Source organism: Herbaspirillum sp. GW103 (genome assembly GCF_000261365.1).
GTDB lineage: Bacteria > Pseudomonadota > Gammaproteobacteria > Burkholderiales > Burkholderiaceae_D > Herbaspirillum.
This window is the reverse complement of record NZ_AJVC01000006.1, coordinates 104,487-125,399: the sequence shown is the minus strand read 5'-3', so window position 1 is coordinate 125,399 and position 20,913 is coordinate 104,487. Positions and strand designations below refer to the sequence as shown.

Below are 20,913 nucleotides of genomic sequence, written 5' to 3'. Positions count from 1 at the left end.
TCCACTACCGACCAGCCCGCGCGCCTGCGCAAGTCTCTCGGGGGTGGACGCCTGCCGCCGGTGGAGCGTCCGCCGCAGCTGCCCATGCCCCCTGCGCGGATATCCTCGCAGCCTGGCTCACCGACGTCCCGTACTGCGGCCGAGGCCGATCATGCCAAGCCCGTAGTCAGGCAAGCGCAGCACGAGGAATACACCCGGCCCCTGCGCGCAAGCCAGCGTCAGTGGACCTGATGTCGCGGCTTTGTTTCATTTCCGGACTATCGCTCTGATAGGCAATGACGATTGTTCCAGAACCCGGAACACTCAATTCTCTCCAGCATGGTTTTTCTCCCTCGCGCTCTTCCGTAGACTTCAGTCCATCGATGAACGACATCGCAACGCAAGAAACGATGCGGTTCTAGAGAGTGGTATCGGCCGACCGACATCCCGGCCAGGTGCTCACTGAACTGTAATGAACCTGACTCAAGTCCACTTAACGCATTCAAGGAGAAACATCATGTCCGCAAAGACCATCATCGCCGCTGTCCTGGCCCTGTCCGCTTCGTCGGTCGCTTTCGCTGAAGCCCAATACCCGGTCGACCAGCCTTTCGTTTCGCACACCACCCGCGCTGCAGTGAAGGCTGACCTGGCCCGCGCCCAGGCACAAGGCATCGCCAACCAGCCTGACTCGGTGTTCCCGGTTCTCGGCAACGGTCCCGTCAAGAGTGAAGTGCAGACTGCTGACAGCACCGCCGATTCGACCTACGCTGGTGCCTGATGCAGGGCCATCCGATGCGTGGGCCGGCTTGATCGGCCACGCATCGCGGTTCGCTGCATCGTCACTGGTGTGACGCAGGAACCCCGGCACGTAAAACAAGAAAGAGGAATTCATCATGCTGCATCAACTGTTCTCGCGTAGCCTCTCCGTGTATCCGCGGATCTACCTGCAATTTGCCGCTCTGGTCGGTTTGCTCATTGCCGCTGAGTTCAGCTTGAGTACGCTATCCATGATGCTGACCCAGCGCGCCGTCTATCGCGTCTCGCAGCGCGTGCGCCACCGCCGTGAATTGCAGCGTCGTGAACGCTATGCCGACACCGGCGGCAATTGCTGTGCCTGAGCCTGGCTCAAGAATTTCGCTATGAAAAAAGCGGCGCACCTGTTGTGGGTGCGCCGCTTTGTTTTTTGGCGTTGATGCCGATGGCGGTTTTCGGGGGGAGGGCTGTTGTCGATGGATGGGCTTTGGACATTCGCTCAGTGTGATTCGTCCCAATGCGGAGGCGGCGGCATTGACGAATGGCTGAATGTTGGCTTGCTCTCTCACCACGGTACGTTTCAAGAGTCGAGCAACTTTTCAATATCGATTCCCGCGAATGGCAATTCTGGCTCCGCGAACTGGCGGAGTATCGTCAAGTGCACATTGGCATTCACCTTGACCAAATTTTCGAGGAGGATTTTTCCTCCTAGCACGATAGCAGGCTCGAATCCATAGATCTCATGCGGTTCAAGCGGGCCTAATTTGGATCTGGCGCGTTCGAAGAGCGGCTGTCCGTTCTCGTCTTCCATTTCAAACCGATCTGGATCGCTGAACGCAAAAAAACAGCGGATCGAAAAATCCAGGTCCTCCTTGGTTTTTTCCTTCAATTCATGTTCTAAAGCAGAGATCATATTGACGGCACAATCAATCGTGACGCTACGCCCCGTCTTCTCACCGCATAAATAAAGACCACCAAATGCAGACCTTGCAATCACGTGGAATGCGTCAATCTCGTCCAGCTTTGGCGGCTTCCTCCGCTTCCTTTGCCGACTTCGCTGCTTTGGCAAGTTCTTCTGCCTCATGCGCACCTTTGCCAACCCGGGATGCCGTTCCTGCACCCCTTGCCATACCAACTGCGCGTTTGGCGACCTTGCCAACGGAGGTGACCACCTTCCCGCCCGGTATCATGCTCGCCGCAGCAATCCCCGCTTCAACGTAGTCGCCCTCGGCGGTATAGATGGCGGCATCGATCGCACCCGTGATGATCGACAATCCAGGAACGAAACTGGCAACGCCCAGCACGCCGTGCACCCAAGGACTGGACTTCTGCCAAAACGTTTTCTCGGCCGCAGTCTCTGCCTTGATGGCTGCATTGGTTCCGCCACCGTGCGGTTCGATGTGCGTGAACGACCTGTCAGCCTGTTCGAGGATGACGCCTTTGGTCGTCATGACACTGCATCCCGCGTCATGTCGACCGGGCGGCAGGGCAAGTCGTCGAGTTCAAACCAGGTGTGATCGACCAAGCGCGCGCTGGCGTCAAGCCGGTTGACTAGCGGTTCATTTTGGGAGACGGGGTGAAACGGGGAAAGCCGCCGCAGAGTGCGGGCGTAGAGAGTGTCCGGAAGCAGCTGTTCCAGACCCGGGGATGCTTTGGGCATGCGTAGATCCTGTGCTCATCAAGTATCCCTCCCTGATGCAACACTGGCCCGCATTGTAATGTTTCCTTTTGGAAACTAGAACCCATTTCATAAATAGGCGTGAGATGCGTTCTGTCCAGAAAGGGTGCTGGCAAGGCGCGCGACGCGTCGTGTGGTGGTGCCACACGCAAGGAGCGCAACGCGGCCAGCGCCCTTTCTGGACAGAACCCGGAGGGAGCGGCCCGTTTGGGCGAATTGCTGCGTTACGAATTTGGGTCAAGACGCCCAGTCTTGACCCAAATTCGCGCCTTGCACTTCATCCCAAACGGGACTCGCTCGCACTCACGCCTATTTATGAAATGGGTTCTAGCAACTCCCGAATGATGACTGCGGCTACGAACTGCTGAAGATACGACCAATGAGCAGTCCACCCAGCGATGTCCCTGGGCCGCTCACGTTGCGGCTTGCCATCATCAAAGCCCGCGCTCCAGCAACTGCAACTGTTCACGGAAGGCGGGCTTCAGGCGATACAGCTGCGCCGGACGATGCGCCCCGCTCTCGAACTGGCCATCGACCGGTTCGAGCATGTCCATCTCGGTCATCTTGCGGCGGAAGCTCACCTTGTTGATGCTCTCGCCCATCAGCACTTCATAGACCCGCTGCAACTGCGGCAAGCTGAAGACATCGCCCAGCAGATGGCAGGGCAGGGACGAGTACTGGCTCTTGCTGCGCAGGCGCGAGACCGCCATCTCGATGATGTCCCCATGATCAAAGGGCAGGGGCGGCAGCCGGTCCACGCTGTGCAGGCGAATCTCGTCCCGCTCGGCCTGGGCGATGGTGCTGGCCGGCACCAGCGCGTAATACGCGATCGATATCGACCAGCCACGCGGATCACGCGCCGCGCCGGAGAAGGTGGCCAGTTGTTCCAGATAGGGCGCGGCGATGCCGGTCTTGTCCAGCAGCACGCGGCGCGCGGCATCGCGCGCATCGACATCGGTACGCGCATGGATATAGCCGCCGGGCAGCGCCGCCACTCCCTTGAAGGGGGCATGTTCGCGCTTGAGCAGCGCCACCTCCAGTCCCTCGGCTGTGAGCGTGAGCAACGCCACATCGACTGTGCAGATCACCGGATCCATTTTTATCCTCGCCTTGTCCAAGTGGGGGAAGTCTAAAGGTACTTAGTGTCATTGTGAATCTATTTGTTGTAATTCGAATCATGGGTGGCCTGTAAAGCCCATTTAAAGGGCAAATCAAGAAAAATCACGAAATCTTTGTTAGTTGCAAAAGTAAATTAAGTGGTCTACACTGGCCTCACCGTAACCCGACGCACTCCGAAAGGTGGACACCATGAAGCGCTCCCTGCATCTCCTCGTGATCGATCCGCAAAACGATTTCTGCGATCTGCCGGCGCACTGGCTGCCGGTGGACCCGGCCACCGGCGGGGTATTGCAACCAGCGCTGCCGGTGGCAGGCAGCCATGCCGACCTGCAACGCGTGGCGCGTCTGATCGACCAGGGCGGTGAGGGCCTCTCGGCCATCAGCATCACCCTCGACGCACACCACAGGCTGGACATCGCTCACCCCACGTTCTGGCAGCAAGCCGATGGCACGGCGGTCACGCCTTTCACCCAGATCGAGGCCGCGCAGGTGCGTGCCGGCATTTACCTGCCACGCGATCCACGAGCGCTGCCGCGCGCACTGGCCTATCTCGATGCGCTGGAAACCGCCGGACGCTATCGCCTCATGGTCTGGCCGGTGCACTGCGAGATCGGCAGCTGGGGCGGGGCGGTCCACGCCGATGTGCGCGCCGCCTACAACGGCTGGGAAGAACGCACGCTGGGCGTGGTCACCAAGCTGGGCAAGGGCAGCAACCCGTGGACTGAGCACTATTCGGCCGTGATGGCCGAAGTGCCGGATGACGATGATCCCGCCACCCAGCTCAACCGTGGCTTCATCGCCACCCTGGGCGAGGCCGATACCGTCTACATCACCGGCGAGGCGGGCAGCCACTGCGTGCGCGCCACCACCGAGCACATCGCCGCCAACCTCGATGCCGCCGGCCGTGCCCGACTGGTGCTGGTGACCGACTGCATGAGCCCGGTGGCCGGCTTCGAGGCGCAGTATCAGGATTTCCTGGCCGCCATGTCACAGGCCGGTGTGCGCCTGGCCACTTCCGAGCAGGTGCTGCAGGAACTGCAAGCCAACGCCTGATCCATTCACGTCTGAAAGGAGTGCCCATCATGGCACCCGTCGTTCGCAGTCTGCTGGAAACCGATCTCTACAAGTTCACCATGTGGCAGGCGCTGCTGCACAGCCATCCCGGTGCCCAGGCCGAGTACACCTTCGTGTGCCGCAATCAGCCGCAATTCCCGCTGGCCGAACTCAAGGCGGACGTGGAGCGCGAGCTGGATCACCTCTGCAGCCTGCGCTTTGGCAGCGATGAACTGGACTACCTCGCCCAGCTGCGCTACATGAAAAGTGACTTCATCGATTTCCTCGCCCTGTTTCGTTTCCAGCGCAAGTTCATCGAGGTCAGCACCGAGGGCGAGCGCCTGTGTATCGTGGCGCGCGGTCCGCAGGTGCATGTGATGGGCTTCGAGATCTTCGTGCTCTACATCGTCAACGAGCTGTATTTCCGCCGCGTCGGATCGGCTGCGGCGCTCGGGGAAGCAAGCCGCCGCCTGCGGGACAAGATCGGGCTGCTGCGGGCCTTCGCTGCCGAGCCGCCTCGCCGTCATCCCTTCGAGTTCTTCGACTTCGGCGTGCGCCGCCGCTACAGCGCTGCGTGGCAGGAGGAAGTGGTGGCCACGCTGGCGCGCGAGCTGCCGCAGTATTTCAAGGGCACTTCCAATGTCTGGCTCGCCAAAAAATATCAGCTGGTGCCCATCGGCACCATGGCCCACGAATACCTGCAGTCCTATCAGTCCTTCGGCGTGCGCTTGCGCGATTTCCAGAAGGCTGCGCTGGAAGACTGGGTGCAGGAATACCGCGGCGACCTCGGCGTGGCCCTGACCGACGTGGTCGGCATGGATGCCTTCCTGGCCGACTTCGACCTGTACTTCGCCAAGCTCTTCGACGGCCTGCGGCACGACTCCGGCGATCCCTTCGAATGGGGCGAGAAGGCGCTGGCGCACTATCGCAAGCTACGCCTGGATGCCAATACCAAGCGCCTGGTGTTCTCCGATGGTCTGGACCTGCCGCAGGCGCTGCGTTTGTATCGTCACTTTTCCGACCGTGCCATGACCGGTTTCGGCATCGGCACCAACTTGAGCAACGACACCGGCATCGCGCCGCTGAACATCGTCATGAAGCTCTCGTCCTGCAACGGCCAGGCCGTGGCCAAGCTGTCTGATTCGCCGGGCAAGACCCTGTGCAAGGACGAAACCTTCCTGGCCTATCTGCGCCAGCTGTTCGGCATCGCCGTGCCGGCCACCCCTGCCTGAGCCGCTGCGGCGGCAGAAAGGACGCATCATGCTTCGCATCGCCATCGCTCAATGCAATCCCACCATCGGTGACTTCACCGGCAACCTGGCGCTCCATCTCGATGGCCTGCAACGGGCCGCCCAGGCCGGTGCCGACCTGCTGGTCTTTCCCGAACTCTCGATCTGCGGCTACTACCCCGGCGACCTGCTGGAAGAACCGCGCTTTCTGGCGCAGGCCGAACTGGCGCTGCAAGAGCTGACAGACGCTACACGCCAGCTGCCGGGACTGACTGTCGTCATCGGCGCGCCGCGCCGCAATCCCGGCCCCGGCAAGCCGCTCTTCAATGCCTTGCTGGCCGTGCGCGAGGGTGCCATCGTGGCCGAGTATCACAAGCAATTGCTGCCCGTGTATGGCGTCTTCGATGATGGCCGCCATTTCGAGGCCGGTCCCGAGACCGCCTGTGTGTTGCCCATCAAGGGCCTGCGGGTCGGCTTCCTGATCTGTGAAGATGGCTGGAACGACGACCTGCGCAGCTACCGCGTCAATCCCTTCGAAAAGCTGGCCCAGGCCGATGCGCAACTGGTGGTCTCCATCAATGCCAGCCCGTCGGACGTGGGCAAGCGCAGCCAGCGCCACGCCCTGTTCCAGGCCGCCTGCCTGCGCCGTCAGATGGCGCTGCTCTACGTCAACCAGGTCGGCGGGCAGGACCAGCTGGTGTATGACGGCGGCTCCTTCGCCATGTCGCCGCTGCAGGGGCTGGCCTTCGAGGCGGCGCGCCTGGCCGAGGATTTCCAGGTCATCGCCTTCGAGAGCGGACGCTTCCTGCGCAGCGACGGTGTGGGCGAACCGATCCGGGAGGACCAGACCCTGGCCACGCCCGAATTCCAGCGCCGCCAGATCCTGCTCGGCCTGCGCGACTATGCGCGCCGCTGCGGCTTCGGCAAGGTAGTGGTCGGTTCTTCCGGTGGCATCGATTCGGCGCTCACCATCGCGCTGGCGGTTGAGGCACTGGGTGCGCAGAACGTGGTGGCGGTGACCATGCCGTCGATGTTCTCCAGCACCGGTTCGGTCGATGACTCCGAAGCGCTGTGCCAGGCCCTGGGCGTGACCCTGTTCCGCCACCCCATTGCCGACCTGGTGCGCGAATTCGAGGATGGCTTCGCCCGGGCCTTCGGCGCACCCCTGCGCGGGCTGCCGCTGGAAAACCTGCAGGCGCGCGTGCGCGGTGCCATCCTGATGGAATACTCCAACGGCTATGACGCCCTGCTGCTGACCACCGGCAACAAGAGCGAGATCTCGGTAGGCTACTGCACCCTGTACGGCGATACCAACGGTGGCCTGGGCCTGATCGGCGATCTCTACAAGACCGAGGTCTATGCCCTGGCGCGCCACCTCAACGCGCAGGCCGGTCGCGAGCTCATCCCTGCTGCCATCATCGACAAGGCGCCCTCGGCAGAACTGGCACCGGACCAGCGCGATACCGACAGCCTGCCGCCTTACGAGGTGCTCGACGAGATCCTCAAGTGGCACATCGAAGGCAGCCGCCTCCCTGTCGAGCAAGCGCAGGCCGCCGCCAGCGCGGTAGAACAGCTCAGGGGAACCGACACCGGGGCGGCGTTGGTCGAACGCATCTGTCGCATGGTGGCGCGCAACGAATACAAGCGCCGCCAGTCGCCGCCGGTGATCCGCCTGCGCGCACGGGCCTTTGGCAGCGGGCGGCAGATTCCCATCGCGGTGCGCTATTGACTCGCACCGGCTGCGACGATGACCGGCAGCCTTTGATCCTGTTGTCAGCATCATCAAGGAAAGCACATGCCCATCCTGAATCCGCAATACGACGCCGCCGTGGTGATCGGTCGCTTCCAGCCCGTGCACAACGGCCACCTGCATCTGCTGCATCACGCGCTGGAGTGCGCTGCCACGGTCATCGTGGTACTGGGCTCGGCCTTCCATGCGCGCAACACCAAGAATCCCTTTACCTGGGAGGAACGCGCCGCCATGATCGCCGGGGCCATGCCGCCCGGGCAACGTGAACGCCTGCGCTTTGTCGCCACCCGTGATTACTACGACGACCGCCGCTGGTCAGCCGAGGTGCGCCGCCTGGTCGCCACCCGGACCGATCCCCAGGCCAGGGTGCTGCTGGTCGGTCATTTCAAGGATGCCTCCAGCTACTACCTGCACCACTTCCCGCAATGGCAGCTGGAAACCCTGCCGCGCGCCGGTGACATCGATGCCACCGATATCCGCAAGGTCTGGTTCGAGGCCGAGGACCTGGAGGTCAGCCTCGACGTGCTGGCCCCGCTGGTACCGTCCAGCGTACGCCACTATCTGCGTGCCTGGTCGCTGCTGCCGCATTACGCGGCGCTGGTGGAAGAACATCGCCAGCTGCGCAAGTATCATGCGGCCTGGGCGGCGGCACCCTATCCACCGGTCTTCACTACAGTCGATGCGGTCATCCGGGCGGCGGACCATGTACTGCTGGTGCAGCGCAAGGGCTTTCCGGGGCGCGGCCTGTGGGCCATTCCCGGTGGCTTCCTGGACCAGCGCGAGCGCCTGATGCAGGCGGCCCTGCGCGAACTGGCCGAGGAAACCAACCTGGCCGTGCTGGACGTGACGCTGGAAGAGGCGCTGGTGGACGTCAAGATCTTCGACCATCCTGACCGCAGCGCGCGCGGACGCACCATCACCCACGCCTACTATTTCGACCTGCGGCTGGAGCACTTGCCGGAAGTGGAGGCCGCCGATGATGCAGCCCAGGCGGTGTGGACGCCCATCGACCAGCTGGCCGCGATGGAGGCGAGCTTCTTCGATGATCACTTCCATATCCTCGATACCTTCCTGGACCTGACCGGCGGGCATTGACCCTGGCGCTCGCTGCGGCAGCTGTTGCGCAGAGGAAAGCATTGCTTTTGCATCTTCATTTTCATCCTGTCGTGGCAGGCTCCATGCCAAAATGGCATGGGGCGCTGTCGATGCCGTTTCGGTATAGTGGCTGGCGTTCCAAGGGAGGGCGACCGCCACGCACAACATGGCCGGCGCCATAGACAAGCCGCCGGACCGGCGCGGCAAGCCAACGGGGTAGGGAAGATGGAAATCAAATGGGTGGAGGACTTCCTCTCGGTCGTCGATACGCTGAACTTCAGCCGTTCAGCCAAGCTGCGCAATGTCACGCAACCGGCCTTTGGCCGCCGCATCCGCTCGCTGGAGACCTGGCTGGGCGCAGAACTGTTCGACCGCTCGTCCTATCCCTGCACGCTCACGCCGGCCGGCGAGTCCTTCGTACCGATCGCCAAGGAAATGCTCAACCAGTCCATGCAGGCGCGGCTGGTACTGCGCGGCCAGCTGGCCGGTGCGCAGTCCTCGGTGCGTTTTGCCATGCCGCATACGCTGCTGCTGACGGTCTTCCCCAAGCTGCTGTCGGAAATCGAAAAGACCATCGGCGCCATCGCCACCACCGTCATGGCGGGCAATGTGCACGATGCGGTCATGGCCCTGGTGGAGCGCAACTGCGACCTGCTGCTGTGCTATGACCATCGCCAGCAGGGCATCGCCCTCGATACCGAGCGCTATGACGTGCTCTCGCTGGGCAAGGAGCCGCTGCGCCCCTACGTCAAGACGCTGCCCGGCGGATTGCCCAAGTACGTCTTGCCGGGCACGCCCAATGATCCGCAACCCTTCCTGAGCTATTCCCCGTATTCCTCGCTCTCGCGCATCGTCGAGAAGGCCCTGCATTCCAGCCCGCGCCGCGTGCATCTGTTCCGTCGCTTCGAGACCGATCTCGCCGAGGGTTTGAAGAGCATGGCCGTCGAAGGCCATGGCATCGCCTGGCTGCCGGCCAGCGCGGTCGCGCGCGAGATCGCCGAGGGCAAGCTGACCCTGGCCATCGCCCCGAACGACAGTGAGGCGCTGGAACAAGGGCTGTGGTGCGACGAGATGGATATCCGCGTCTATCGCCGCCTCGATGGCGCCAATCCGGACATAGACCGGATTTGGAACTATCTCAAGGCCGAGCACGGTACGCCGTAATTACTCCTGCATTTTTTGAAGCCAAGGTCCCCAATGAAATTTCTTACCAACCAGCAGGTCAGCGAACTGCTGACCACCGAAGACGCCATCGCCTCCATGCGCGAGGCCTTTGCCCACGCCGCCGAGGGCGCGCACCAGGGGCGCGTACGCACCAGTGCCGCCAATGGCGTGATGCTGTCGATGATGGGCGCGGTCATCCCCTCCGCCGGGATTGCCGGGGCCAAGGTCTACACCACCATCAAGGGCCAGTTCAAGTTCGTCATCCAGCTGTTCTCCAGCCAGACCGGCGCACCGCTGTGCACGCTGGAAGGCGATGCCATGACCGGCCTGCGCACTGCGGCCGCCACGGCGGTGGCCTGCGACGCGCTGGCCCGCAAGGATGCCGCCACCCTGGCCGTGATCGGTACCGGTGTGCAGGCGCGCTCGCACATTCCGGCGCTGCTGCAGGTGCGGCCCTTCAAGGAAGTGCTCATTGCCGGCTTGTCGGGCCGGGAAGCCCTGGCCGAGGAGGTCACGCGCAACCACGGTGTGTCGGCGCGCGTGGTGAGCATTGACGAAGCTGCGGCGGCAGCGGACGTGCTGGTGACCGTGACCCGCTCGGCCACGCCGCTCTTTGATGGCAAGCTGCTGCGCCCGGGCGCCTTCGTGGCGGCCGTCGGCGCCTCCAAGGCCAACGTGCGCGAGCTGGATGATACCGCCATCGGTCGTGCCGCCGCCCTGTTCGTGGAATGGAAGCCGCAGGCGCAGCAGGAGGCCGGAGACCTGGTGCAGTGTGCGCCGGGCGTGTTCGACTGGGAGCAGGTGATGGAACTGGCGCAGGCCGTCGATGGCAGCCTGCCGTACCAGCGCCGGGAAGAGGACATCGTCATTTACAAGGCCATCGGTATCGGCCTGGAAGATGTGGCGCTGGCGGGACTGGCGTATCGCAAGGCGTGCGCGCAGTACGGCTGGTAAGCCGGACCCGGGTGGCATGAAAAAAGGCGCTGCGGATTTCCCCGCAGCGCCTTTTTATTTGGCCCAGCCTGGAATCAGGCTGCCACTTTCTTGTCACTGGCGGCGGCTGCCGGCTTGGCCCGCAAGGCGGTGGCGGTGGCGATGAGCACGATGGCGATGCCCGCCACGGTCCCCGGGGTGACCGGTTCGTTCAGCAGCAGCCAGGCCCACAGCGAGGCCGTCATCGGCACCAGGAAGGTCACGGTGATGGCCTTGGTGGCACCTTCGGCGGCAATCAGTTGGAAGAACAGTGCATAAGCGATACCGGTACAGACCACGCCCAGCACCAGTACAGAGAGCAGGGCCGGCAGCGTACCCGCTTGCAAGGCATGCGGCAGCGAGGGTGCCGCCAGCGGCAACAGACAGAGGGCTGCGGCGAACTGGCTGCCCGTGGCCATGGCGATGGGCGGGATGCCACCGGCGCGCATGCGCGTGAAGGTGGCGGCGAAACCATAGCTGACCGCCGCCCCCATGGCCGCCAGCACACCGGCGACCACCAGCGCGTCGACTGGCGCCGGACCGATGCCGACCAGCACTGCCACACCCACCAGACCCAGCACGAAGGCGCCGGTACGCAGCAGGCTCAGACGCTCGCCCAGCAGCAGGAAACCGAACATGGCCGTGAAGATCGGTGCCAGCGAATTCATGGTGGCCATGTAGGCCGAGGGAATGTGCAAGGCCGACCAGGCAAAGAGTGCAAAGGGCAGGGCGGTATTGAAGATGCCGATGACCAGGTAGGGCAGCCAGTTGCGCCGCCATTGCAGCGATACCCCGCGCATGCGCGCAAAGGCCAGCAGCGAGAGCGTGGCCAGCGAGGCGCGGCCGAAGGTGGTCAGCATGGGACCGAAGACCGGCGCGGCAATGCGCATGAGCATGAAGCTGGTGCCCCAGATGGCAGCCAGCAGCAACAGCTTGGCGATGTTGGAGGAGGACATGGAAGTGGGCGGTACCGCAATGCGGCGTCGGGATGGCCAGTCGGATGATGATTGTACGGCCACTTCCGAAAGCCGTCCCGGTACAGTTGGCAGCTTTGTACCGGGCCACTTGGCTGCAGCGCAACAGACACCGGGGAGAATGAGGAAGAACTGTGCATGGCACCGTACCGGGCCACTTGCTAGACTTGCCAGCCTGACACTTACTGTACAGGAGCCTGCATGCTGACGATTTACGGCCGTGACAATTCCATCAACGTACGCAAGGTCCTGTGGGCCTGTAGCGAGCTGGGCATTGCCTTTGAGCGGCAGGACTGGGGCATCGGTTTCAGGGCGACCAGCGAGCCGTCCTTCGTTGCCATGAATCCCAATGCGATGGTGCCGGTGATTGATGATGATGGCTTCGTGCTGTGGGAGTCCAACAGCATCTTGCGCTATCTCGCCGGGCAGTACGGCGGCACCGCGCTGTATCCGCAGGCGCCGCGCCTGCGTGCGCGCATCGACCAGTGGATGGACTGGCAGGCCAGTGACCTCAATCGCAGCTGGAGTTATGCCTTCATGGCGCTGGTGCGCAAGTCGCCCGAGCATGGCGACGCGCAGCAACTGGCGGCGTCCATCGCTGGCTGGACGCGCTTCATGCAGGTGCTGGAGCAACAGTTGCAGCACAGCGGCGGTTTCGTGGCGGGGCCGACATTCACGCTGGCCGATATTCCGGTCGGGTTGTCGGTCAATCGCTGGTTCGGCACGCCCTTGGACCATGCGCCCTTGCCGGCCGTGGCAGCGTATTACGAGCGCCTCAGCGAGCGGCCGGGCTTCCGTGCCCACGGCCGCAACGGCATGGCCTGATGACGGCGGGCGCGGTACACTGCGGCCTTGCGCATGCGCCCATTTCCGTCTTGCAGGTTCACCATGGCCACCCGAAAGAAAAAACTGCTCTTCCTTGCCGCCTTCCTTGGCTGTCTGCTGCTGGCCAGCGTTCCCTTGTGGACTTTGCTGTTTTACTGATCTGTTTTGATCGCTTGCGCCTGCCTCGAAAAGGTATCAGGCGTTACTAAAAAAACTTCCATAATTCGCTCTTCTTTTCTGCCCCATGCGGGCCGACGCGTCTTGCCCCGGCATGATGTGCGGCTTTGCTGCGGCACCAGCTGAAGGCTTTTCCCGGATTCTCTTCTTCGCGCTGCGGCTGACGTCATTACTGCAGAGGAGGAGCGTATGCCACAAGCCTTCATCACCATCGGGGACAAGACCAGCCACGGCGGCACGGTCATCTCCGGCGATCTCACTTTCATGGTTCATGGCAAGCCGGTGGCACGCGTGGGCGATCAGACGGTCTGCCCTCGGTGTCAAGGGACCTTTGCCATCACTACCGGCGCAGGCGACATGTTCTCGCTTGGCGCAGCCGTGGCGCGCCACGGTGACCGCACCGCCTGTGGCGCCACACTCATCGCCAGCCAGGCTACCAGCACGCATGCCGAGGGTCGGATCGCCAGTCCGGAATTCATGGCCGCTGAGGCCGAGGTGGCCAAGGCCGGTGCCGGGAATACCGCATCGGTCGACTCCGGCATCTGCCTGAGCTGCATGCGCGATGCTGCCATCAGCGGCGCCACCCTGCTGGTGCGCAGCTGATGGCCGCCGACATCATGGTTTCTGGCCGAGCGTGCCGACCTGCAGCGCGTGCCGGGCCGCAGCGAGGTAATCCGGCGCATGCGCGAGGCCTATGAGCATGGTTTGTCGCTCGGCTTCGGTGCGCTTTCCCACCTGATCTACATGATGTATCTGTCGGCCGATTGGCCGGGTCTGTTCCGTCGTCCGGGCACCGTGCGCTATCTTCGCCGTCCGGGCGCCACGCCCGAACAAAGGCTCGATGACATGATCGCCGTCCTGCACAAGCTGGCTGCGCCGCAAGATGGGGAGGGCAAATCATGATCGCTCCCGTCGTGGCGGTACCGCTGCTCAGCAGCGAGATTCTTGGATGGATAGGGCTGGGTGCATCGGCGGCTGCAGCCGGTGCCGGAGCGGCCATTTACAGCAGTTCGCGCAGGGCTGAAGAGGCCAAGTCTTCTCCTTTGAGCCAGGCCGATGTGTTGAAGAAAGATCAGTCCTGCAAGCGCTGTCCGCCCGCAGCGGGGAGCCTGGTGCCACGCAACTGGCACATGTCTGAAGAGGCGCGGGCCTATCAGGCGCGCGTGACCGGGTTTGCGCCCTATACCGAGTGGGCCTTCGATGACATTGATTTCGATGGATTCCAGCTCGGCCCATGTCTTCTGCAAGAGGCCAAGGCACGGTATGCGCAGTTTTTTGACAGAAAGACGGGTGAGCCCAAGTTCTTCTATGGATTGAAGGGGTACCCGAATCTGTTGAAACAAGCCGCCGCGCAGAGTGCGACGGTATTGAAGTCCAGTCCTGCCCACTTGTGCTGGTACGTGCAGGATCATTTGGTCTTTCGTCATCTGAACGAGGTCTTTCCTGCCAACAAGCTCCCCATCCAACTTTTCCATAAGCCATGATCATGTATCTTGTCATCAACTTTGCCTTTGCTTCAACGCTCGCCGCCTTGCCTAGCGCATCCGAACATTTCTCCATACTATGGAAAGTCGCGCTTCTTTTGGACGCCGTGGGCATGCCGCTGGACGACTGGTGCCCTCCAGCTGATACGCCGGAAGATGCCCGGCGCATCCAGGCATTTGAAAGAGACGGTCCTACACGCGCTGCACTGGCCATTGTGGAAGAGGAGGAGCGCTGTGATCCTGCCAACGGCTTTCGTTATCTTGGTATCTGGAACGGCTATGAAGAAGAAGGCGGCTCCGCCATCTTGCTCGGATTGCAGCAGGCCGATGGACCCGGCAATTCCACTTTCCGCCTGCAGGCGCAGGGGGTGCCATCCTTGAGTCGGAAGGCCAATCTGATCAAGGTGCTGACGGGGCTCTCGTTGCAATGGCAGCCTCCCTTCATCGCTGTCGACCCTGACGGATATGGCATGCGCCACAAGGTCTTCGCCGATCGCCCCGGCGCCGGATGGCTGCTGTATCTGCCAGGCAGGATCACGCGCGCCCAAGTCCCCGAGGCGGCCGAGCTGCTGCCGGTATTGAACGAGGACGGACAGCAACGCGGCACCATCATCGTCTCAGTGGCGGGCGATGCGTTTGACGATGAAAACCCCGATCACATCCAGGCCGCCAACGCCATCGAAATTCGCCTCGCCGACCAGGACCTGTTGCCGCGCTACTCTGCCCTGTAAGGCCGGCGCAAAAAAAAATCCCCCGGGTCCGACGACCAGGGGGCCAACATCATTTCATCGCGATTCAGGCAGACACACACCAGGCGGCATCCACAGAGGAACCGTCCCGCTCGCTCAATACGGCAGCCGCCGGGGCGGCAGGCTGGCGCTGCGGGCCAGCGGATGATGCCGCCAGCGGGCTTCGGCCAACAGATAGATCCCCGTCGCCGATATCGCGACGACGACCAGGGTAGAGAGAACGGCAGTCAGCAGGAAGGTGGTGAACATGATGATCTCCTCAAGACGACTTCATCTTAGGAGAAAGCACCTTGCCTGGCTCTAGTGATTTTCCCTAGAACCCATTTCATAAATAGGCGTGAGATGCGTTCTGTCCAGAAAGGGCGCTGGCAAGGCGCGCGACGCGTCGTGTGGCGGTGCCACACGCAAGGAGCGCAACGCGGCCAGCGCCCTTTCTGGACAGAACCCGGAGGGAGCGGCCCGTTTGGGCGAATTGCTGCGTTACGAATTTGGGTCAAGACGCCCAGTCTTGACCCAAATTCGCGCCTTGCACTTCATCCCAAACGGGACTCGCTCGCACTCACGCCTATTTATGAAATGGGTTCTAGAAAACACACAAGCCGCTCAGGCAATCCCTGAGCGGCTTGCAGGCCGGCAATGCGGTCATGCTGCCAAGGCAGCGAGTCGCCGCATCAGCTCATCAATAACGTTCCAGCCAGTGCGCGTAAGGTGCCGGCAGCGTCCAGGAGGGGCGCTCCACGCCCAGTTCCTTGGCGGCCTGGTAAGTCCAGTGAGGATTGACCAGGTGCGAGCGGCCCACCATCACCAGATCGAGCTGGCCATCCTTGACGGCGCGCTCGGCCAGTTCCGGCGTGCCGAAGCCCCAGGCCGACGACACCGGCACGCCAGCTTCCTCGCGTACGCGCTTGGCGATCGGGCCGAGGAAGGCCGGCCCCCAGGGGATCTGCACTTCCGGGATCGTGAAGCCCATGGTCACGCTGATCATGTCCATGCCGATCTCCTTGAACTGGCGCACCACGCCGATGGAGTCAACCAGCGTCTGCTCGTCGCGGCCATCGTATTCCAGCACGCCGAAACGCACCGTCAGGGCCAGGTGTTCCGGCCACACTTCACGCACGGCACGCAGGGTTTCCAGCAGGAAGCGGGCACGGTTTTCCACGCTGCCGCCATAGATGTCGTCACGCTGGTTGGAATGCGCCGAGAAGAAACTCTGGCCCAGGTAGCCATGGGCGAAGTGCAGCTCCAGCCATTCGAAGCCGGCGTCGCGGGCGCGGATGGCGGCATCGACGAAGTTCTGGCGCACACGTGCGATGTCGTCCAGGCTCATGGCCTTGGGGACCTTGGGCAAGCCCTTGCCGAAAGCAATCGCGGAGGGCGCGATGGTGTCCCAGCCGCGCGCATCGCCGGCAGCGATATGGTCGTCGCCTTCCCAGGGACGATTGGCGCTGGCCTTGCGGCCGGCGTGGCCGATCTGGATGCCGGGTACGGCACCGGCTGCCTTGATGGCTTGCACGACGGGTACGAAGGCTTGCGCCAGCGCATCGGACCAGATGCCGGTGCAGCCCGGCGTGATGCGGCCTTCCGGCGCCACGGCGGTGGCTTCCACGATCACCAGGCCGGCACCGCCACGGGCGATGCTGGCGTAGTGCGACAGATGCCATTCGTTGGCCTTGCCATCCACTGCCATGTACTGGCACATGGGCGGGACGGCGATGCGGTTGCGCAGGTTCAGGTCCTTGAGCTTGAAGGGAGTAAAGAGAGCAGACATGGGTGGCTTCTTGTCAATGATGAAGATGAAATCAACAAGCGCTGCACTGGCACAGCACTCGCTTCGGTTGTTCGTAAATATTCGAACTATGGAAGGAGTATAACCCAGGGTGTATCATCTTGCAGATGCGTCCCTACAAACATCCCGAGATTGCCGAGTTCGTGCTGGAGCGCGTGCTCTACGCGCTGAGCGATTCGATCCGCCTGGAAATCGTGCGCCACCTGGCGCGCGTGGAATGTGCGACCTGCGGCGAGCTCGATGGCGGTCGTCCCAAGTCCACCGTCTCGCATCACTTCAAGGTCTTGCGCGAAGCCGGCCTGGTGCGCACCGAGAGCAATGGCACCACCCACATCAACACCTTGCGCAGCGCCGATATCGAGCAACGCTTTCCGGGTTTGCTGTCGGCCATCCTGGCCCAGCACGACAAGCTGCCGAGCCGCCGCAAGAAAGCGGCCTGAAGCTGGCCCATCCGCTCAGAGCTTGCCGGCCTTGACGTCGGCGTCCACTGCCACGAAGGCCGTGGCCATCGCATACTGTTCTGCCTCTACCGGGGTATTGCCGCGAAAGTCCTCGCACACTACGCGCCGGAAAGCGACCGGGTTGTCATTGCGATGCAGCTGGTAACTACCGACCCAGGTGCCGTCGATCTGCTCCCTGCTGCTGACCCGGATGAAATAGCCGTGATGCTCGGCCACGTCATTGTCGAGCTGGGTATCGATCATCGCCCGTGCGTAACCCACGCCGGCCACTTGTGCCGATGCCACCGAAGCGAAGGGATTGCCGCGCAGGCCGGGGGCCGGTTCGCCGTCGATCTGCACGGTGCAAAGGACGTCGCCATCGCGTTGCTGCGTGCAGGAGACGCTGATGTGCTTGCCGCGATAGGTGGCGCCATAAGTGGGGAGCATGCGTGCTTTCAAGAAGAAGTGCCTGGGCGCTATAGTGGCGCGATCGTTCATCGTGGTCAATCGTCGTGCGGCCGGCATGGCGTGAGCGCGGCGTAAAAAGGGCCCGCATGTTGCCATGCGAGCCTTCTCCTTCACAGCGGCAATTGGCGCAGGAAATCAGGACCCGTGCTTGGCGAGGCCTTCCCGCATCCGCTTCACTTCCTTCTCCGACACCGCCCCTGCCTGGTTGCTCCAGCCCTGGCGCACGAAGCTGGCCAGTTCTGCCGCTTCCTTGTCCGAGAGGCGATGCGCGAAGCCCGGCATGACCAGGATCGACGGTGCCTTCTCGGTGGAGGGCGTGCGCGCGCCAGCCAGGATCACGTGCAGCAATGCGCTGGGATTGTCGGCATTGACCACGGTCGCCCCATCGAGCACCGGGAAGATGCCCGGCGCGCCCTTGCCGTTGACGAAGTGGCAGGCCGCGCAATTGTCCAGGTACAAGCGCTCGCCCAGGCTCAGGTCCTTGGCGGCCGTGAGTTTCTTCGTGGTCGCCTCGACCCCTTGCGGGGTGACGCGACCGCTGCTGGCCGAGGCCACCGGCGAGAGCGTCTTCAGATACGCCGCGATGGACTGCAGGTCTTCCGGCTTCAGGTGCGCGGTGCTGTGTTCCACCACCAGGCTCATCTCGCCGGCCACCGAGGCGGTCTTGTTGCGGCCGGTCTGCAGGTAGTCGACGATGTCCTGTGCGCTCCAGTGTGGCATGCCGCGCAGCGACGGTACCGCCCAGCCGTTGAGGTCGCCGCCCGAGAGGAATTGCGCCTGGCTGCTGTCGCTGGCCTTCTCGTTCATGGCGAACCCGCGCGGGGTGTGGCAGCTGCCGCAGTGGCCCAGGCCCTCGACCAGATAGGCACCACGCTTGATCTCCGCGTTCCAGCCGTCCTGCTCCTTGAACGGCTTGTCATTGGCGAAGAAGACATTCCACAGCTTCATCCCCCAGCGGATGTTGAAGGGGAAGCTCATGCTGCTGGCCGGCGGCGTGGAGGCCACCGGCTTCACCCCTTGCATGAAGTAGGTGTAGAGGGCATGGATGTCCTCGTCACTGACCTTGGCATAGCTGGGGTAGGGCATGGCCGGATAGAGCTGCGTACCATCGGCACGCATGCCATGGCGCACGGCAGCGGCGAACTGCGCCTCGCTGTAGTTGCCGATGCCGTGTTCCTTGTCCGGCGTGATGTTGGTGGAGTAGATGATGCCGTGGCCGCTGTCAATGGCCAGCCCGCCCGAATAGGCCGGCTTGCCGGCGGCGCTGTGGCAGGCCATGCAGTCGCCGGTGCGGGCCAGGTACTGGCCGCGCGCCACCGCGTCCTGGTCGGCCGCGTGCGCCGGATTGAGCGCACCCAGCGTACCCAGCGCAGCCAGCGACAGGACCAGGGCGGCAAACGATGAAGTCAGTTTTTTCATGTTCTCTCCCCCCTTACACCTGGACCAGCGGGCCGGGGTTCTTCAGGTACTGCGTCTTGATGGCTTGCGCCGCCATGAGCGTGATGGCGCCGATGGTGTCGGTCGGATTGGCCTGGAAGTTCTGCGGGAAGGCATTGCCGCCGGGGACGAAGACGTTGTGTACATCCCAGGATTGCAGGTACTTGTTCAGGGCTGAGTCGCGCGGCGAATCACCCATGATGGCGCCGCCCACGTTGTGGGTGGAGACGTACTTGGTGATGTCCCAGTGCGAATCCAGGGCCAGGAAGCTTTCCGACATGTGATCGGGATTGAGCTCCTTGGCGATCTTGAGCACGATGTCGCGCAGGTAGCGCTGCAGCTTCAGTTCGTTCTGGCGCCAGTCGAAGGTCATGCGCAAGAGCGGCTGGCCCCAGGGGTCCTTGTAGTTCGGATCGAGGTCCAGGAAGTGGCCGCGATAGGACATGCAGGTGGTGGTGATGCTGATCTTCATGGAATGGTCGTACCAGTCGATCATGCCCTCCTTCCAGCCGCGCCCCCAGCTCGGCGTACCCGGTGGCAGCGCCGTGCCGATCGGCGCGCCCGAGGCTTGCGAGCTGTGGATCTTGGCGCCGCCGATGAAGCCCAGCTTGATGCCATCGTCGAAGTTGCCCGGGGAGATGTCGTTGAACATTTCGCCGCTGGCGCCGGCCGTGGCGAAGGAATTGAAGTGCTTGTCCTTGAAGAACAGCGTCGCGCCACCGTTGGAGAGGAAGGCATAGTTGCGGCCGATGACGCCGGTCTCGGTGATCGGGTCATAGGGCTTGCCGATCCCCGAGAGCAGCATCAGGCGCACGTTGGCAAACTGGAAGCCGGAGAGAATCACGATCTTGGCCGGCTGGAACACTTCCTTCATGTTCTCGTCGATGTAGGTCACCCCGCGCGCGGTCTTCTTGTCGGCGTGCAGATCCACGCGGATGACGTTGGCGTTCACCTTGTAGTCGAAGTTGGGCATGCGCTTGACCACATCCAGGATGGTGGTCTGCGGCGATGCCTTGGAGTAGTTCAGGCAGGGATACTTGCTGCAGAAGCCGCAGTAGTTGCAGGGGGCGATCTGCGCGCCATATGGATTGGTCCAGGCCTGCGAGACATTGGCCGAGGGGTTGGGGAAGGGGTGGTAACCCATCTTGCGCGCCACGTCGGCGAACAGGCTGCTGTTGTAGGTGTCGTGCAGCGGTGGCAGCGGATAGGGGTTCGAGCGCGGTCCTTCGAAGGGGTCACCGCCCGGCTGGATCTGGCCGCGCAGGTTGCCGGTCTTGCCCGACTGGCCGCACACCTTCTCGAAGAAATCGAAGTGCGGCTCGATCTCGTTCCAGGTGAAGGGGAAATCCTTGATGCGCATCTCCGGATCGAGCTGGCCGTGCTTGTAGGCCTGGTCGGCGTAGGTCTTGAGCTTGAGGTCGGTGGGCGTGGGACGGATCAATACCGCCGTCCAGTGCAGGCCCGAGCCGCCCACGCCGGTGCCGGGCGCAAAGGCGCCCCACTTGCGGGTCGGCAGCGCCTGTTGCGCGGTGTTGTAGCGCACCGTCAGGGCAGCATCGCGCGGCATGGCGAAGACTTTGTTGCGGGTTGCGTAGCCGTACTGGTCGGCTGGCTTGGGATAGGCGAAGTCCTCGGGCGGACGGTCCGGGCCGCGTTCGAGGGCGCGTACCTTCAGGCCGGCCTGGGCCAGTTCGATGGCCATGAGGGAGCCGGCCCAGCCGAGGCCGACGATGACGACGTCGACGTTGTCGTTGGTGATGTCAGGCATGGAGATCAATCAG

The 20,913-nt window shown here is 63.0% G+C and carries 23 protein-coding genes; 14 read left to right on the top strand and 9 right to left on the bottom strand.

Translation table 11 applies throughout. The features are described 5' to 3' along the window. Positions 1 to 496: 496 nt before the first annotated feature. Entirely contained in the window at positions 497 to 757 is a 261-nt protein-coding gene (locus GWL_RS19125; protein WP_008333395.1) for a DUF4148 domain-containing protein, read from the top strand. 115 nt (positions 758 to 872) lie between these two features. After that, the gene (locus GWL_RS19120; RefSeq protein WP_008333393.1) at positions 873 to 1,097 is read left to right on the top strand and encodes a hypothetical protein; all 225 of its coding nucleotides are present in this window, start codon (positions 873 to 875) and stop codon (positions 1,095 to 1,097) included. 215 nt (positions 1,098 to 1,312) lie between these two features. On the opposite strand, the gene GWL_RS19115 is transcribed toward GWL_RS19120, so the two are convergent. The 3 genes from GWL_RS19115 to GWL_RS19100 form a co-directional block, all read right to left on the bottom strand. After that, the gene (locus GWL_RS19115; protein ID WP_081486102.1) at positions 1,313 to 1,816 is read right to left on the bottom strand and encodes a T6SS immunity protein Tdi1 domain-containing protein; all 504 of its coding nucleotides are present in this window, start codon (positions 1,814 to 1,816) and stop codon (positions 1,313 to 1,315) included. Then, positions 1,740 to 2,183 carry a hypothetical protein gene (locus GWL_RS19110; protein WP_008333389.1) on the bottom strand — a complete coding sequence of 148 codons (444 nt, stop codon included), beginning with the start codon at positions 2,181 to 2,183 and terminating at the stop codon, positions 1,740 to 1,742. The genes GWL_RS19115 and GWL_RS19110 overlap by 77 nt, the downstream gene beginning before the upstream one ends. Before the next feature lie 661 nt (positions 2,184 to 2,844). Further along, positions 2,845 to 3,507 carry an NUDIX domain-containing protein gene (locus tag GWL_RS19100; RefSeq protein ID WP_008333388.1) on the bottom strand — a complete coding sequence of 221 codons (663 nt, stop codon included), beginning with the start codon at positions 3,505 to 3,507 and terminating at the stop codon, positions 2,845 to 2,847. Positions 3,508 to 3,718: 211 nt separating this feature from the next. Between GWL_RS19100 and GWL_RS19095 the strand changes: the two genes are divergently transcribed. The 6 genes from GWL_RS19095 to GWL_RS19070 all read left to right on the top strand — a co-directional run bounded on the left by GWL_RS19095 (position 3,719) and on the right by GWL_RS19070 (position 10,774). Continuing rightward, positions 3,719 to 4,582 carry a cysteine hydrolase gene (locus GWL_RS19095; protein WP_008333386.1) on the top strand — a complete coding sequence of 288 codons (864 nt, stop codon included), beginning with the start codon at positions 3,719 to 3,721 and terminating at the stop codon, positions 4,580 to 4,582. 29 nt (positions 4,583 to 4,611) lie between these two features. Next, positions 4,612 to 5,814 carry a nicotinate phosphoribosyltransferase gene (pncB, locus tag GWL_RS19090; RefSeq protein WP_008333384.1) on the top strand — a complete coding sequence of 401 codons (1,203 nt, stop codon included), beginning with the start codon at positions 4,612 to 4,614 and terminating at the stop codon, positions 5,812 to 5,814. 28 nt (positions 5,815 to 5,842) lie between these two features. Next, entirely contained in the window at positions 5,843 to 7,540 is a 1,698-nt protein-coding gene (locus tag GWL_RS19085; protein WP_008333382.1) for an NAD+ synthase, read from the top strand. A gap of 66 nt (positions 7,541 to 7,606) precedes the next feature. Further along, entirely contained in the window at positions 7,607 to 8,656 is a 1,050-nt protein-coding gene (locus tag GWL_RS19080; protein ID WP_008333381.1) for a bifunctional nicotinamide-nucleotide adenylyltransferase/Nudix hydroxylase, read from the top strand. Between the two features lie 225 nt (positions 8,657 to 8,881). After that, positions 8,882 to 9,820: a LysR family transcriptional regulator gene (locus GWL_RS19075; RefSeq protein ID WP_008333379.1), complete on the top strand. Its 939-nt coding sequence runs from the start codon at positions 8,882 to 8,884 to the stop codon at positions 9,818 to 9,820. A gap of 33 nt (positions 9,821 to 9,853) precedes the next feature. Next, positions 9,854 to 10,774, top strand: coding sequence for an ornithine cyclodeaminase family protein (locus tag GWL_RS19070; RefSeq protein ID WP_008333377.1), 921 nt, complete (start codon positions 9,854 to 9,856; stop codon positions 10,772 to 10,774). A 74-nt stretch (positions 10,775 to 10,848) separates the two neighbouring features. On the opposite strand, the gene GWL_RS19065 is transcribed toward GWL_RS19070, so the two are convergent. Beyond that, positions 10,849 to 11,748 carry a DMT family transporter gene (locus GWL_RS19065; RefSeq protein WP_008333375.1) on the bottom strand — a complete coding sequence of 300 codons (900 nt, stop codon included), beginning with the start codon at positions 11,746 to 11,748 and terminating at the stop codon, positions 10,849 to 10,851. A gap of 219 nt (positions 11,749 to 11,967) precedes the next feature. On the opposite strand from GWL_RS19065, the gene GWL_RS19060 reads away from it, so the two are divergent. The 5 genes from GWL_RS19060 (at position 11,968) to GWL_RS19040 (ending at position 14,983) form a co-directional block, all read left to right on the top strand. Beyond that, a complete protein-coding gene (locus tag GWL_RS19060; RefSeq protein ID WP_008333373.1) occupies positions 11,968 to 12,591 on the top strand; it encodes a glutathione S-transferase family protein in 624 nt (207 codons plus the stop codon). Positions 12,592 to 12,957: 366 nt separating this feature from the next. Continuing rightward, the gene (locus GWL_RS19055; protein ID WP_008333369.1) at positions 12,958 to 13,371 is read left to right on the top strand and encodes a PAAR domain-containing protein; all 414 of its coding nucleotides are present in this window, start codon (positions 12,958 to 12,960) and stop codon (positions 13,369 to 13,371) included. A 78-nt stretch (positions 13,372 to 13,449) separates the two neighbouring features. Then, a complete protein-coding gene (locus GWL_RS19050) occupies positions 13,450 to 13,671 on the top strand; it encodes a hypothetical protein (protein WP_008333360.1) in 222 nt (73 codons plus the stop codon). Beyond that, the gene (locus GWL_RS19045; RefSeq protein WP_008333359.1) at positions 13,668 to 14,252 is read left to right on the top strand and encodes a restriction endonuclease fold toxin 5 domain-containing protein; all 585 of its coding nucleotides are present in this window, start codon (positions 13,668 to 13,670) and stop codon (positions 14,250 to 14,252) included. Before GWL_RS19050 ends, GWL_RS19045 begins: the two co-directional genes overlap by 4 nt. A gap of 2 nt (positions 14,253 to 14,254) precedes the next feature. Beyond that, on the top strand, positions 14,255 to 14,983 hold the full coding sequence (locus tag GWL_RS19040) for an Imm52 family immunity protein (RefSeq protein ID WP_034351670.1): 729 nt from the start codon (positions 14,255 to 14,257) through the stop codon (positions 14,981 to 14,983). 114 nt (positions 14,984 to 15,097) lie between these two features. Here the strand turns inward: GWL_RS19040 and GWL_RS23730 are convergent, their stop codons facing one another. Together GWL_RS23730 and GWL_RS19035 are read right to left on the bottom strand one after the other, a co-directional pair. Next, positions 15,098 to 15,250 (bottom strand): hypothetical protein, encoded by a 153-nt coding sequence (locus GWL_RS23730; protein WP_008333357.1) that lies wholly within the window; start codon positions 15,248 to 15,250, stop codon positions 15,098 to 15,100. 430 nt (positions 15,251 to 15,680) lie between these two features. Continuing rightward, positions 15,681 to 16,769 carry an NADH:flavin oxidoreductase/NADH oxidase gene (locus GWL_RS19035; protein WP_008333356.1) on the bottom strand — a complete coding sequence of 363 codons (1,089 nt, stop codon included), beginning with the start codon at positions 16,767 to 16,769 and terminating at the stop codon, positions 15,681 to 15,683. Positions 16,770 to 16,894: 125 nt separating this feature from the next. On the opposite strand from GWL_RS19035, the gene GWL_RS19030 reads away from it, so the two are divergent. Then, a complete protein-coding gene (locus GWL_RS19030) occupies positions 16,895 to 17,227 on the top strand; it encodes a helix-turn-helix transcriptional regulator (protein WP_008333354.1) in 333 nt (110 codons plus the stop codon). Positions 17,228 to 17,242: 15 nt separating this feature from the next. Here GWL_RS19030 and GWL_RS23965 read toward each other — a convergent pair whose 3' ends face one another. From GWL_RS23965 to GWL_RS19015, 3 genes are all read right to left on the bottom strand, one after another. Then, entirely contained in the window at positions 17,243 to 17,674 is a 432-nt protein-coding gene (locus GWL_RS23965; RefSeq protein WP_008333348.1) for a hypothetical protein, read from the bottom strand. 156 nt (positions 17,675 to 17,830) lie between these two features. Then, on the bottom strand, positions 17,831 to 19,114 hold the full coding sequence (locus GWL_RS19020; protein ID WP_008333345.1) for a cytochrome c: 1,284 nt from the start codon (positions 19,112 to 19,114) through the stop codon (positions 17,831 to 17,833). Positions 19,115 to 19,127: 13 nt separating this feature from the next. Beyond that, positions 19,128 to 20,900, bottom strand: a complete 1,773-nt coding sequence (locus tag GWL_RS19015; protein WP_008333344.1) for a GMC family oxidoreductase — start codon at positions 20,898 to 20,900, stop codon at positions 19,128 to 19,130. Positions 20,901 to 20,913: the final 13 nt, after the last annotated feature.

Bases quoted from the DNA above. Each gene is read 5' to 3' on its own strand.
- GWL_RS19125 (WP_008333395.1), top strand. From the start codon at position 497: ATGTCCGCAAAGACCATCATCGCCGCTGTCCTGGCCCTGTCCGCTTCG.
- GWL_RS19120 (WP_008333393.1), top strand. From the start codon at position 873: ATGCTGCATCAACTGTTCTCGCGTAGCCTCTCCGTGTATCCGCGGATC.
- GWL_RS19115 (WP_081486102.1), bottom strand. From the start codon at position 1,816: ATGAGGCAGAAGAACTTGCCAAAGCAGCGAAGTCGGCAAAGGAAGCGG.
- GWL_RS19110 (WP_008333389.1), bottom strand. From the start codon at position 2,183: ATGACGACCAAAGGCGTCATCCTCGAACAGGCTGACAGGTCGTTCACG.
- GWL_RS19100 (WP_008333388.1), bottom strand. From the start codon at position 3,507: ATGGATCCGGTGATCTGCACAGTCGATGTGGCGTTGCTCACGCTCACA.
- GWL_RS19095 (WP_008333386.1), top strand. From the start codon at position 3,719: ATGAAGCGCTCCCTGCATCTCCTCGTGATCGATCCGCAAAACGATTTC.
- pncB (WP_008333384.1), top strand. From the start codon at position 4,612: ATGGCACCCGTCGTTCGCAGTCTGCTGGAAACCGATCTCTACAAGTTC.
- GWL_RS19085 (WP_008333382.1), top strand. From the start codon at position 5,843: ATGCTTCGCATCGCCATCGCTCAATGCAATCCCACCATCGGTGACTTC.
- GWL_RS19080 (WP_008333381.1), top strand. From the start codon at position 7,607: ATGCCCATCCTGAATCCGCAATACGACGCCGCCGTGGTGATCGGTCGC.
- GWL_RS19075 (WP_008333379.1), top strand. From the start codon at position 8,882: ATGGAAATCAAATGGGTGGAGGACTTCCTCTCGGTCGTCGATACGCTG.
- GWL_RS19070 (WP_008333377.1), top strand. From the start codon at position 9,854: ATGAAATTTCTTACCAACCAGCAGGTCAGCGAACTGCTGACCACCGAA.
- GWL_RS19065 (WP_008333375.1), bottom strand. From the start codon at position 11,748: ATGTCCTCCTCCAACATCGCCAAGCTGTTGCTGCTGGCTGCCATCTGG.
- GWL_RS19060 (WP_008333373.1), top strand. From the start codon at position 11,968: ATGCTGACGATTTACGGCCGTGACAATTCCATCAACGTACGCAAGGTC.
- GWL_RS19055 (WP_008333369.1), top strand. From the start codon at position 12,958: ATGCCACAAGCCTTCATCACCATCGGGGACAAGACCAGCCACGGCGGC.
- GWL_RS19050 (WP_008333360.1), top strand. From the start codon at position 13,450: ATGCGCGAGGCCTATGAGCATGGTTTGTCGCTCGGCTTCGGTGCGCTT.
- GWL_RS19045 (WP_008333359.1), top strand. From the start codon at position 13,668: ATGATCGCTCCCGTCGTGGCGGTACCGCTGCTCAGCAGCGAGATTCTT.
- GWL_RS19040 (WP_034351670.1), top strand. From the start codon at position 14,255: ATGTATCTTGTCATCAACTTTGCCTTTGCTTCAACGCTCGCCGCCTTG.
- GWL_RS23730 (WP_008333357.1), bottom strand. From the start codon at position 15,250: ATGTTCACCACCTTCCTGCTGACTGCCGTTCTCTCTACCCTGGTCGTC.
- GWL_RS19035 (WP_008333356.1), bottom strand. From the start codon at position 16,769: ATGTCTGCTCTCTTTACTCCCTTCAAGCTCAAGGACCTGAACCTGCGC.
- GWL_RS19030 (WP_008333354.1), top strand. From the start codon at position 16,895: ATGCGTCCCTACAAACATCCCGAGATTGCCGAGTTCGTGCTGGAGCGC.
- GWL_RS23965 (WP_008333348.1), bottom strand. From the start codon at position 17,674: ATGCTCCCCACTTATGGCGCCACCTATCGCGGCAAGCACATCAGCGTC.
- GWL_RS19020 (WP_008333345.1), bottom strand. From the start codon at position 19,114: ATGAAAAAACTGACTTCATCGTTTGCCGCCCTGGTCCTGTCGCTGGCT.
- GWL_RS19015 (WP_008333344.1), bottom strand. From the start codon at position 20,900: ATGCCTGACATCACCAACGACAACGTCGACGTCGTCATCGTCGGCCTC.